Genomic DNA, 12,548 nt, shown 5'->3' with positions numbered 1-12,548 from the left:
GATGAATACAGACACTAACCCGCTGTCGATGTTCGACGTGAAAGACAATACCGCGCTGATCACTGGTGCCTCGGGCGCTTTTGGCATGGTGGCTGCGCGGTTCCTGGCCGGCGCGGGTTGCAACCTGGTGCTGGCAGCCGGCAATCAGGATGTGTTGGATCAGGTGGCCGCGGAATGCCGCGCGCTGGGCTCGGCAGTCGTCACGGTCAACACACGGCCGGAGGACGAAGCCGCCTGTGATGAGCTGGTCGAGGAAGCCGTCCGCAACTTTGGCAGGCTGGATATTCTGGTTGTTGCCTCTGGCATGAATAAGGTGGCGTTGATCAACGACATGGCGCCTGAGACCTTCAGCAAGGTGATGGACGCCAATGTCAACCAGAGCTGGCTGCTGGCCCGTGCCGCCTCCAAACAAATGAAGGAACAGGGCTACGGCAAGATCATTCTGGTTAGCTCCGCGCGCGGGCTGCTGGGCCATCCGGCCGGCTATACCGCCTATTGCGCCTCCAAGGCGGCAGTGGACGGGATCACCAAGGCGCTGGGATGCGAGCTGGGCAACTCCGGCATTACCGTCAATGCAATCGCGCCGACCGTCTTCCGCTCACCGCTGACCGCATGGATGTTCGAAGACACCGAAGAGGCGCAGAAAGTGCGCGACGGTTTCCTGACCCGGGTGCCTAAGGGGCGGCTGGGCGAGCCGGAGGATCTGGCCGGGCCGCTGCTGTTCCTGGCCTCAAAGGCGTCTGATTTCTACACCGGCCATATTCTTTACGCCGACGGCGGCTATACGGCGGGCTGAACGATGGTGCGGAAAAAACAGCAGATCGCAGTAATTGGAGCCGGCCTCATGGGCCATGGCATTGCTCTCACACTGGCGCGTGCCGGTCAGTATGTGGCGGTCACCGATCCCGTGCAGCAAGCGCGCGATACCGTCCCGGCCCGCATCCGGGCCAGCCTTGCAGCTATGGGCGACAGCGAAGAGAAGATCGCAAAGAGCCTGAAGATGATCGAGGTCTTCAACACAACTGCGGGAGCCGTGCGGCAGGCGGATGTGGTCTTTGAGGCAGCGCCAGAAAAGCTGGAGGTCAAAAGGGCTATCTTTGCCGAGGTAGAGGAACACGCGCCGGACAGTTGCATACTGGCTTCCAACACCTCGGTGATGCCGATCACGGACATTATGTCCGGCCTGCGCCTGAAGGAGCGGGCGCTGGGAACCCATTGGTGGAACCCGCCGCATATGATCCCGCTGGTGGAAGTGGTGAAAACGGAATGGACCAGCCCGGATGCCGCGGCCGAAACGATGGCCTTGCTGGAAGACGCCGGCAAAACCCCGGTGATGGTGGAAAAGGACATTCCCGGCTTCATTGGCAACCGGCTGCAGCACGCGCTGTGGCGGGAGGCCGTTAGCCTGGTGGAAAACGGCGTTTGCAGCGCAGAAGCAGTGGATACGGTGATCAAATCCAGCTTCGGCCGGCGTCTGGCGGTTCTCGGGCCGCTGGAAAATGCCGATCTCGTGGGAACCGACCTGACGCTGGATATCCACGAGAATGTTTTGCACGACCTCGAAAGCCGCAGGGGCCCGTCCCCTTACCTTCAGCAGCTGGTCGGGGAGGGCCGGCTGGGCATGAAGGCGGGCGAGGGTTTTCTAAGATGGACCAAGGCCGAGGCTGAAGATGTGCGCAACCGGGTGGCGCGGCATCTGAACCGACTGGACGGCATCTTGCTTGACTAAATGAAAAACCGGGATGAGCCCGGTCAAGGGAGGATACAATGACCAAGGTAGTGAAGCCTGTTTCACGCCGCAGTTTTCTTGCGTGCGCCGGAACCATGCTGGCGGCGCCGGCGCTGCTGAACGCAACCCGCGCCTATGCGGCCACCCCTACTCTGCGGGTCGGCCATGTAAGCCCTCGCACCGGACCGCTGGCGGGTTTTGCCGAGGCGGACGACTATGTGCTCTCTGCTGTCCAGCAGGCGTTTTCGGCCGGTCTGGTAAACAACGGCAAAGCCTGGAACGTCGAAATCATCTCAAAAGACAGCCAGTCCAATCCCAACCGCGCCGCAGAGGTTGCCGCCGATCTCATCCTGGGCGAGGAGGTTGATATCATCGTCGCGGCCTCAACTCCCGACACGGTGAACCCGGTTGCGGACCAGGCAGAGGTGAACGAAGTGCCCTGCATCACCACGGATTGCCCGTGGCAGCCTTATTTCTTCGGTCGCAATGGTGTGCCGGGTGAAGGCTTCCAGTCGACCTATCATTTCTTCTGGGGGCTTGAAGACGTTATCGAGGCTTTCCTCGGCATGTGGGGGAAATCCGGTGTTGCGAAAACAGTCGGTGGCCTGTTCCCCAATGATGCCGATGGCAACGCCTGGGGGCATCCGAAGCTTGGCCTGCCCCAGCCGTTGGCCGATGCCGGTTATACGCTGACCGATCCGGGCCGCTACCAGCCGCTGTCGGATGATTTCTCCAACCAGATCGCGGCTTTCAAGTCAGCAGGCTGCGAGATTGTCACCGGCAATATGATCCCGCCGGATTTTGCCACCTTCTGGGCGCAGTCGGCGCAGCAGGGGTTCAATCCCAAGATCGTCACTATCGGGAAGGCGCTGCTGTTCCCGTCGGTGATCGAGAGCCTGGGCGGCCGCGGCGACGGGCTGACCTCCGAGGTTTGGTGGTCGCCGAACCATCCGTTTTCCTCCTCCCTCACCGGGCAAACTTCCAAAGAGTTGGCGGACGGGTATACGGCCGCCTCCGGTCGCCCCTGGACCCAGCCGATCGGCTTCAAGCATGCACTGTTCGAAGTGGTTGCGGATGTGGTGAAACGGGCCGAGGACCTGGAAGATCCCGCCGCCATCGTGGACGCCATTGCCAAGTCCGATGTGCTGACCATTGTTGGTCAGGTGAACTGGTCCAAGGGACCGCTCAACAATGTCACCAAAACGCCGCTGGTCGGCGGCCAGTGGCAAAAGGCGGGCGATACCTTTGAACTGCAGATCGTCGCCAATGAGGCCGACCCTGAAATCCCGCTGACGGCTGATCTGAAGCTGCTTGGATAACAGTGGAGGCGGCGCAGCCAAGCGCCGCCCGCTTCAAGGCAAGAAAACATGACCACAATTTTGAAATTGGACAATCTGAGCAAGTCCTTTGGCGCCGTGAAAGTGGCGCAGGAGCTTAGCTACGAGGTGGCTCAGGGTGAGGCGCTTGGTGTGCTTGGCCCCAACGGGGCGGGCAAAACCTCGATGTTCAACCTGATCACAGGCACTCTGGCTGCCGATAGCGGCCGGGTCATCTTTGACGGCCGGGACGTAACCGGCCTGGGGGCGGCCAAGCGCTGCCGGGCCGGCATTGCGCGCAGCTTTCAGGTGCCGCAGCCGTTTTCCGGCATGACGGTCTTTGAGAACGCGATGATTGCAGCCACCCAGGCGGCCGGGCTGAAGGGGCAGGATGCTGAACAGTTTTGCCTCCAAGTCCTGGAGCAGACCGGGCTGCTGCCCAGAGCCAATGTGCTGGCGGGCAGCCTGACTCTGCTGGAGCGCAAGCGGCTGGAAATGACCCGTGCGCTGTGCGCTAAGCCCAAACTTCTGCTGCTGGACGAGATTGCCGGAGGTCTGACCGAAGGCGAATGCGTGTCGCTCGTGCAGACCATCTCGGACATCCATAAATCCGGCGTCACCATCATCTGGATCGAGCATGTCGTGCATGCGCTGATGGCCGTGGTCGACCGGCTGATCGTGATCGACTTCGGCAAGAAGATTGCGGAAGGCGAGCCGGAGGCGATCATGCAAAGCCCGCAAGTGCAGGAAATCTATCTGGGGATTGAAGCTGATGCCTGATCCTATCTTGCAGATAACGGGCCTAGACGCCCGATACGGCGATTTTCAGGCGCTCTACGGCGTGGACATGCAGGCGGCCCCCGGCGAGGTGCTCGCAATCATTGGCGCCAACGGGGCCGGCAAGACCACGCTGATGCGCTCGGTTACCGGCCTCCTGACCAACGGCCCCGGCCAGATCCGGTTCAAAGGGCAGGATATCAGCGGATTGCGCGCCGATCAGGTGGCCGCCTGCGGCCTGGCCATGGTGCCCGAAGGCCGGCAGCTGTTTCCCTCGCTGTCGGTTGAGGAAAACCTTCTGATCGGTGCGCAAGCCGGGCGCAAAGGCCCCTGGACGCTGAAGAAAGTCTATGCGCTGTTCGAAATCCTGGAGGAGCGGCGCAACGTGCCTTCGACAGCGCTGTCCGGCGGCCAGCAGCAGATGGTGGCCATCGGCCGGGCCCTGATGTCGAACCCGGAGCTGATCCTGTTCGACGAGATCAGCCTCGGCCTGGCGCCGATCATCATCAAGGACATCTACGAGGCCCTGCCCGGCATCATCGGCGAGGGCATGAGTGCAGTCATTGTCGAGCAGGACATCACCAAGGCGCTGGCGGTCTCGTCGCGGGTCTATTGCCTGCAGGAGGGGCGGGTGTCGCTGGAAGGCGCCTCGGCCACGGTTTCCCGCGAAGAGATTTCGCGCGCCTATTTCGGGATGGAATAATATGGAATGGCTCAACGCAATCATTCAGGGCACGCTGCTGGGAGGCTTGTACGCGCTCTTTGCGGCCGGATTGTCGCTGATCTTTGGCGTAATGCGGCTGGTCAACATTGCCCATGGCGACCTGATCGTGCTGGCCGCCTACCTGGGGCTGACGGTCACTTCGGCAGCCGGGCTGCATCCGCTGGCGGCCCTTGTGCTGGTGGTGCCGGCCATGGCCGCCATCGGTTATGTGCTGCAGCACGGGCTATTGAACCACACGCTTGGCGATGATCTGTTGCCGCCGCTGCTGGTCACCTTCGGCCTGTCGGTGATCCTGCAGAACGGGCTGCTGGAGGTCTACTCTGCCGATCCGCAAAAGATGGCGTCCCCGGCGCTGGAAACCGCCAGCCTGCCGCTGGGTCCGCTGTCTATCGGCCTGCTGCCGCTGCTGACCTTCGGCATCGCAATCGCCGTGATCGCCGGGCTGCAGTGGACTTTTTACCGGACCGCTTTGGGCCGGGCGTTCCGGGCTGTCTCCGACAATCAGGACATTGCCCAGCTGATGGGACTGAACAGGCGCCACATCTTTGGTCTGGCCATGGCCCTGGCACTGGCGGTGACTGCGGTTGCTGGCATCCTCTTGGGGCTGCGCACCAGCTTTGACCCGGCGGCGGGCAGCGGGCGGCTGATCTTCGGCTTTGAAGCGGTGATCATCGGCGGGCTGGGCAACCTGTGGGGCACCCTGGCGGGCGGCGTCATCCTGGGCGTGGCGCAGACCATCGGCGCCAAGATCGACCCGGGCTGGCAGGTTCTGGCAGGCCACATCGCCTTTCTCACCATTCTTGCAATCCGCCCGCAGGGCCTGTTCCCGAGGATGACCGGATGAGCCTTCAAACCTACTCTGTCACCCGCAGCTCCAGCGCGGCCCGGGCCGCGGCCATCCTTGGCACCATTGCCCTGGTTGTGCTGATTGCCGCCCCCTGGTGGGCCGGCCGCGCCGACATGCGCCTGATGAGCGAACTGTTCCTTTACATGGCCCTGGCCTCGCTGTGGAACCTGATGGCCGGGTATGCCGGGCTCGTCTCGGTCGGGCAGCAAGCCTATGTGGGCTTTGGCGGCTATATGCTGTTTGCACTGACGATCTTCGGCGGGCAGCATCCGCTGGCGGCTATCGCCGCTGCCGGGGTGCTGGGAGCGCTGGTTTCGATCCCCGCCGCCTTCCTCGCCTTCCGACTGCGCGGCGCCTATTTTGCCATCGGCACCTGGGTCATCGCCGAAGTCTTCCGCCTGTCCTTTGCCCAAATCCCGGCGCTTGGCGGCGGCTCCGGCTCCTCGCTGCCGGTGAGCGTCGTGAAATCCCTCGCGTCCAACCGCTCGGGCCGCGAAAGCCTCAGCTACTGGCTGGCGCTGGGGGCTGCGGTTCTGGTGATCGCAGCAATCTATGTCTTCCTGCGCTCGCGCCGGGGGCTGGCGCTGACCGCAATCCGCGACAACGAGCTGGCGGCGGGTTCTCTGGGGATCGACATCTGGCGCACCAAGTTTGCCGTCTATGTGGTCACAGCTGCGCTCACCTCGCTGGCTGGCGCGCTGATCTTCCTGCAAAAGCTGCGGATCTCGCCGGATGCGGCCTTCTCGGTCAATGATTGGACGGCTTTCGTGATCTTCATCGTGGTGATCGGCGGCATCGGCACCATTGAAGGGCCGATCATCGGTACCCTCATCTTCTTTGCCCTGCGCGAAACGCTGGCCGACCTTGGCACCATCTACCTGATGGTGATGGGGCTGGTGGCCATCGTGGTGATGCTGAAGGCGCCCAAGGGCGTCTGGGGGCTGATCCGTGCGCGCTTTGACCTGCAACTCTTCCCGCTCGGCTATCGCGTCGTGCAATCCAAAGACAAGAAGGACGGCTGACATGGCCCGCCAGAAAAAGACCATCATCACCTGTGCCATCACCGGGGCGATCCATACCCCAACGATGTCGGATGCTCTGCCCTATACCTATGACGGCATAGCCGCCCAGGCGGTCGAGGCTGCCGAGGCCGGCGCCTCCATCCTCCACCTGCACGCGCGCAACCCGGAAACCGGCGCGCCGTCGGTGGACCCCAAGGACTTCGCACCGTTCCTGCCGCGCATCAAACAGGGCACCGATGCGGTGGTGAACCTCAGCACCGGCGGCTCGCTGACCCATACCATCCAGGAGCGGATCACCCCGGCCAAGACCTTCAGCCCGGAAATGTGCTCGATGAATATGGGGAGCATGAATTTCTCCTTCCATCCACTGGCCAAGCGCTATGACGATTGGAAATTCGACTGGGAGAAGGACTATGTCGCCAATTCCGACGGCAACATCTTCCGCAACACCTTCCGGGACATCCGCGAGGCAGCCGAAACCCTAGCGCCGCACGGCATCAAGTTCGAGCATGAATGCTATGACGTCGGCCATCTCTACAACCTGAAATTCTGCATGGGCATTGGCCTGTTCAAGGCGCCGGTCTTCATCCAGTTCATCTTTGGCATCCTGGGCGGTATCGGGCCGGAGGTGGACAATCTGGTGTTCATGAAACGCACTGCCGACCGGCTGTTCGGTGACGATTACCGCTGGTCGGTGCTGGGGGCGGGCGGCGCCCAGATGGGGCTGGCGGCCACCGCGGCGCAGATGGGCGGCAATCTGCGGGTGGGGCTGGAAGACAGCCTGCTGATCCGGCGCGGCCAGCTGGCAGAAAGCAACGCCCAGCAGGTGCAGAAGATCCGCCGCGTCGTCGAGGAGCTGGGCAGCGAAGTGGCCACTCCGGATGAGGCCCGCGAAATACTGGCGCTGAAAGGCGGGGACAAGACCGCTTTTTAGACGGGCTACCGGACTGAACCTGCCTGGCGGGGCGCGTGCTCTCCGGGCCGGTCACTCATCCTGACGCTCTGACAGATTTTGAGGAGGCTTGAGGGCGGGAGCTTTGTTCCCGCCAAGGGAGAAACTGTGCCTTCTCAACGCTTAAGGGCGGGCGGTCAGCCACAGGCCGCGGCCTGTGGCTGACCGGACTCAGGATCTGAACATGGCTGCATGCCATGCAGGGGCCGCAGCGGCCTCACCCCCTGACCGGCGGCCTGCAGGCCAATGGTCTGCTTAAAAGAAGGAGGAGCAATATGGGACTGCGAAAACTAGTCGGGATGGCGCTGGCCGGCCTGATGATCACCTCGGCTGCCGAGGCCAGGGAGCCGGGCGTCGGGCCATCGTTTCCGGCCGGGCTGACCATCGGTATTCCAACCGGCGCCCTGCCGCCGCCGGGCACCTATGTGCTGCAGCGGTTCAACTACAGCAGCGGCAATGTCGTCGATGGCGATGGCAATGATGTTGGCGTCAGCGTGAACGCCAAAGTGGCCTCGACACAGATCAACTTTTCTACCGATTGGGAGCTGTTCGGGGGCCGCTACATGACCTTCATCGCCTTCCCCTACATGGTGGATCTCGATGTTTCGACGCCCGGCGGCTCGTCCTCGTCCAGCGGCCTGCTGAACCCGATGTGGAAACATCTGTTGTCCTGGAACCACGAGAATGGCTGGCACACCTCGGCGGGCCTGGGCATCTATCTGCCTATCGGCGACGATGATGTCGCGCCCCAGTTCGACTACATCCTCGAGCCGGAGCTTGCCGTTAGCTACCTGAGCAAGGATTGGCAGTTCACCGGCCAGGCCGTGTTCAACATCAACGGCGAGAATAGCGATACTTCCTATAAGTCCGGCAATGAAATGTTCCTGAATGCTACTGTTGTCCGTAACTTCGGCAAGTTCTCGATCGGGCCGACAGCTTACTATGCCACCCAGCTGACCAGCGACCGGAACAATGGCACCAACTATGGCGGCGTGGCGGCAGGCGACGCCGAGGCCTTTGCGCTTGGCTTGCATGCGTCCTACAATTTTGGCCCTTTCGTCGGCAGGCTCAACTACACAAACAGTGTAAAGGCGCGCAACACAGTGGATGAGGAGAACCTTTGGGTCCACTTCGAGTTTAAGTTCTGAACGGTTTGGCTGGAACCTGCTGGCATTCAATCGCAGGTTCCAGCCTCAACAGGCAAGTTCAGTTCGCCAAACTTATCGTCAAGACTGTACAGGTGACCACCAGAAACGGGCTCTTCCCAAAAGCTCGGGCACTGACGTAAGCAGCTATTTTCTGTCTTTTGGTCTTCAGCACATAGGACATCAGAAATAGCCGGTCTAGCAGTGCCTTTTTTCGCGGCCGATGTCGTGATGCTGGCACAACCTATGGCCGCACTGCAGACAGCCATGCACTGGCTTTCAGTTTTGATCACTCAAGCAGGACTGCTTATTCCCCTTTGTCAGCGCCTCGTTTGGCCGACCTGTTTACAGCGATTTGACGGTTTGAGCGGCATCGGTTTCTGTGGTGCCGGAAGACCGCAAACGGGAGGCTCGCTGCGCTGCTGAAAGTCTTGCACATGCGGAAGGACGAAGCCGCTCGCGCGGCAGGGGCGGCTGTGGCGGGCGCACCTCGCTGATCTGCCCCCCCTGTGCATTTGGGAATGACCGGATCTGTCTGATGATTGGGACCTTCTCAATCCACAGACAGGAGGGTCCCATGAAGGTTCATAGAACCGCGCCGCTGCGCGCGGATGATCGAGGGCATGCGCATCCGTGGCCTGGGCGAGAGCGCCCGGAAAGCCCGTATTCGGGCGGTCAAGGATTTCGCGGGATACCTCGGGCATGCGCCCGATACAGCGGCGCCGGAAGAGCTTCGGGCCTGCCAGTTGCACATGACCGATACCGGCGTCCCGGCCTCGGCGTTCAACGTGCGGATCTCATCGCTGCGGTTCTTCTTCGGCATCGCATGCGGCCGCGGGGAGATGAAGCGGTACATGCCGTTCCGAAGCAACCCCCGGAAGTTGCCGATCGTCCTCAGCGCCGAAGAGGGGGGCGGCCTGATGGCCGCGGTGCCCGGACCCGGGCTGAAGTGCCGTGCGGCCCTGGGTATCAGCTGCGGAGCAGGTCTGCGGGCCTCCGAGGTCTGCAATCTCAAGGTCACGGATACCGGCAGTGACCGGATGCTGATCCGCGTCGGGGACGGCAAGGGCAGCCGGGACCGCAAGGCGATGCTGCCGCCGGGGCTGCTGGAGCTTTTGCGCGGCTATTGGCGCGAGGCGCGGCCGGAGGGCTGGCTGTTCCCGGGCAAGCCGAAGATCAACCCGCTGTCACCGCGGCAGCTGAACCGGGCGTTCACGTCCGCAAAACACATGGCAGGGATCAACAAGCCCGCACCCCTGCACACGCTCCGCCATAGCTTCGCGGCGCATCTGCTGGAGGCGGGGACGGATGTGCGGATCATCCAGGTTTTGCTGGGCCGCGCCAAGCTCAGCACCACCGCCCGCTACGCGCATGCGGCCACCAGGACGATCCGCTCCACCGTCAGCCCGTACGAACGTCTGAAGGAGCTGCAGGACCGCACTCTCCGGCGCGGACTGGTGCGGCCGGACGCCGGGGGGGCCCGGGCGGCCGGGACTGGAGCTTGCTGGCATCTTCCGAAGACACGGACCCGCGTGGCGGCGGGCCAATGCCGGGCATGCCAGCCTAACCCGGCTCAAGGGGATGCCGGCGATCGAGGCCTGCCGGACCGAGGTGCCCGGCGGGCATGCCGCTGCGTGCGGAAAATGCGGTCACCGGCACATCGCCTGCAGTTCCTGCAAGATACCATTGACCGGCAGGCGATTTGGCGGCGCCAAATCTGCCGGGAGGGGGGCACTGCCCGAAGTGCCAGGGACCAGCCGCAGGTGGCTGGATGGCCGCGCGGGCCGAGGACTTGCTGCCGGCCGGGTGCTTCCACGCGGTCTTCACCCTGCCGGCCGGGATCGCGCAAATCGCTTACTGGAACAAGAAGGCAGTCTGCAGCCTGCTGTTCCGCGCCTCGGCTGAGACCGTGACGGCCATCGCCGCGGATCCCCGGCATCCCGGCGCCCGGGCCGGCATGGCCAGCGTGCTCCACACCTGGGGTCCGGCGCTGACCCGCCATCCGCATGCCCGCATGATCGTGCCCCCTCTCGGCAGATCGCTGCGCAATCGCCTGCCGGGCAATGGGACGGCGGCCTGCCGCCGGACGGCACAAATGGATCGCCTGCCGCCCCGGGTTCTTCCTGCCGGTGCGCGTCCTCTCCCGGTTATTCCGGCGGCTCTTCCCCGAAGGGCCGGCGGTCCTGCACAAGGTGGGCGCGCTTCAGTTCTTCGGCGACCTCAAAAACCTGGCTCAGGCCGCCGCTTTTGCCGCCTGCCCCGCCCCGCTGCGCAAGACCGAGCGGGTCATCTGCGCCAAACCGCCCTTCGGCGGCCCCGCGGCCGTGCCCGCCTGTCTCAGCCGGTACACGCACCGCGCGGCGGTCTCGAACCCCCGCCTGACCGGCGCCGATGCTGCGGCCGTGGCGTTCCGCTGGAAGGACTGCCGCATCAAGCACAGCGGCCGGCAAAAGGTGATGCGCCTCGAGACCGGCGGGTTCATCCGCCGGTTCCTGATCCGCGTCCTGCCCGATGGATTCCACCGCATCCGGCACTACGGGCTGCTGGCCAGCGCGGCTCGCAAGGCCACCATCGCCCGCATCCGCAGATTGCCCGGCGGGGCGCCCCAGGACCCGGACCCGCAGGAGAGTGCTGAGGCCATCCCCCTCACACTGCGCGAACCGTGCCCCTGCTGTGGCGGGGCGGTGCGCATCATCGGGATCTTCCGCCGCGGTCGGAAGCCGCCATCCCGGGCACCGCCCCGGGAGCAGGCCGCATGACGCAACGCCCGTCTCAAACGCGCGAAACTCACCAGCTGCCGCCCGCAGGCTGGACCGCTCCTGGCCTGCCCGTTACTGCGCTTTGCTCAGGAAAATGCAATCAGCTGTTCCGCCGCCATCCGAAACCCACGCCCCCAGCCGTCCGAGCGGCCTCCAGTGACAGGCACGCCATGTCCGGCCGGTGGCCGGACCCCGCCCTCGCAATCACCCGCAGCACGCTTTCCCATAGACAGCGCCCGGGTCCCGCGGCTTCCTCCTTCCGAGGTTTGTCAACGCGGGCCGGCGCCCGCAGACGCCCCGCTGTCACGCAGAGGCCCGCATCGAAAAACCTTCAGGGAAGCGGAAGTTCTGCGCAAGCAATAGTGGCGACGGCAAAAGGCCAGGTTGAACCCTTTATTTTGCGTCTAAGCGCCGTGCAGCGAAAGCACGGTTTCGATCTGCCAATCGGACCCAGCAGGCAAAGGCCGCTTCCATGGCCAGGGCTGCAATGCAGCGAGAATCCCGCCGCTTATGCAATGCGATACTGCGTCAGCGAAAAGGAAAAACCCAAAGCCGGGCAGTCCCGCGTCTTTCGAGTTCATGACCCTTGCAGCGGACGGCAATTGCTGCACCGCAAATCTTTCAGCCTAAACATGCCAAGCTCTCCTGCCGGACTGCCGTTCGCACGTAATCTGGGTTCGAGTCGAAGGTTGCAGGCTGGTTGCAAATAATGTGGGTTTAGCACCCCGGATAGATGCAAATAATTCGGGCCGAAAATCAGGATGATTGCAGGTCGAGCCGACTATGTTTGCAGGCCGTTACACGTACCTCTTTGCCTCAGCTCAGTTGAAGGCCAATTCTGCTTTGCGGCCGTCATGATGGGGTAGGTGCGGCAGCAGCGGGAAGCCGGTGACGAACGGAAAGTTGGCGTCAAGCACCTGCGTGACGGTGCCGGGATACTCTGCATCCACGGCGGCCGCCGCATCCTGCAGCAGCTCTGCCAGTCCCGGTGCCACATTGTTCCGGTTCAGCGCACAATAGAACCAGGACTGCATCTGCAGTGGGCCGCGCTCCCCGCAGTTGAGCGCGGCCCGGCCGGACAGCGGTTCCGCCCAAGTGGCGGCCAGGCTGAGACCTGCATAGAGAACCAGGAACGCCAGCAGCCTGCACCGGCACAGAAGCGCCCCAACCCAGGTCACACCTCCGAGCGGCGTGAGAAAAGTCAGAAGAGCAGTGAGTGCCAGATGGCAAACGATTTTCAACATGGCGGCACGCTGGCACCGCCCTCTGTCCAGAGC

10 protein-coding genes and 2 pseudogenes are annotated in these 12,548 nt (G+C 63.3%); 11 read left to right on the top strand and 1 reads right to left on the bottom strand.

The genetic code is table 11. The features are described 5' to 3' along the window. Nucleotide 1 precedes the first annotated feature (1 nt). From ACXAEH_RS18310 to ACXAEH_RS18260, 11 genes and pseudogenes are all read left to right on the top strand, one after another. The gene (locus tag ACXAEH_RS18310) at nt 2-796 is read left to right on the top strand and encodes an SDR family NAD(P)-dependent oxidoreductase (RefSeq protein ID WP_475034796.1); all 795 of its coding nucleotides are present in this window, start codon (nt 2-4) and stop codon (nt 794-796) included. Between the two features lie 3 nt (nt 797-799). Next, nucleotides 800-1,729, top strand: coding sequence for a 3-hydroxyacyl-CoA dehydrogenase family protein (locus ACXAEH_RS18305; protein WP_475034795.1), 930 nt, complete (start codon nt 800-802; stop codon nt 1,727-1,729). 38 nt (nt 1,730-1,767) lie between these two features. Then, nucleotides 1,768-3,048 carry an ABC transporter substrate-binding protein gene (locus tag ACXAEH_RS18300; RefSeq protein ID WP_475034794.1) on the top strand — a complete coding sequence of 427 codons (1,281 nt, stop codon included), beginning with the start codon at nt 1,768-1,770 and terminating at the stop codon, nt 3,046-3,048. A gap of 48 nt (nt 3,049-3,096) precedes the next feature. After that, complete coding sequence (locus tag ACXAEH_RS18295) at nt 3,097-3,825, top strand: ABC transporter ATP-binding protein (RefSeq protein ID WP_475034792.1); 729 nt, start codon at nt 3,097-3,099, stop codon at nt 3,823-3,825. Beyond that, on the top strand, nt 3,818-4,525 hold the full coding sequence (locus tag ACXAEH_RS18290) for an ABC transporter ATP-binding protein (protein WP_475034791.1): 708 nt from the start codon (nt 3,818-3,820) through the stop codon (nt 4,523-4,525). Before ACXAEH_RS18295 ends, ACXAEH_RS18290 begins: the two co-directional genes overlap by 8 nt. Nucleotide 4,526: 1 nt before the next feature. Beyond that, a complete protein-coding gene (locus ACXAEH_RS18285) occupies nt 4,527-5,390 on the top strand; it encodes a branched-chain amino acid ABC transporter permease (protein WP_475034790.1) in 864 nt (287 codons plus the stop codon). Then, nucleotides 5,387-6,415 (top strand): branched-chain amino acid ABC transporter permease, encoded by a 1,029-nt coding sequence (locus ACXAEH_RS18280; protein WP_475034788.1) that lies wholly within the window; start codon nt 5,387-5,389, stop codon nt 6,413-6,415. The genes ACXAEH_RS18285 and ACXAEH_RS18280 overlap by 4 nt, the downstream gene beginning before the upstream one ends. Nucleotide 6,416: 1 nt before the next feature. Next, a complete protein-coding gene (kce, locus tag ACXAEH_RS18275; protein WP_475034787.1) occupies nt 6,417-7,349 on the top strand; it encodes a 3,5-dioxohexanoate:acetyl-CoA acetone transferase in 933 nt (310 codons plus the stop codon). Nucleotides 7,350-7,642: 293 nt separating this feature from the next. After that, nucleotides 7,643-8,515: a SphA family protein gene (locus tag ACXAEH_RS18270; RefSeq protein ID WP_475034786.1), complete on the top strand. Its 873-nt coding sequence runs from the start codon at nt 7,643-7,645 to the stop codon at nt 8,513-8,515. Nucleotides 8,516-9,123: 608 nt separating this feature from the next. Next, nucleotides 9,124-9,831 (top strand): annotated as a pseudogene (locus ACXAEH_RS18265) (tyrosine-type recombinase/integrase); the annotation flags it as partial. A 175-nt stretch (nt 9,832-10,006) separates the two neighbouring features. After that, nucleotides 10,007-11,271, top strand: a pseudogene (locus ACXAEH_RS18260) (IS91 family transposase). Between the two features lie 821 nt (nt 11,272-12,092). Here the strand turns inward: ACXAEH_RS18260 and ACXAEH_RS18255 are convergent. Continuing rightward, nucleotides 12,093-12,515, bottom strand: coding sequence for a hypothetical protein (locus ACXAEH_RS18255; RefSeq protein ID WP_475034784.1), 423 nt, complete (start codon nt 12,513-12,515; stop codon nt 12,093-12,095). Between the last annotated feature and the right edge of the window lie 33 nt (nt 12,516-12,548).

This window comes from Leisingera sp. ABM4_060 (assembly GCF_056158765.1).
This window is presented reverse-complemented; position numbering and strand designations above follow the sequence as displayed.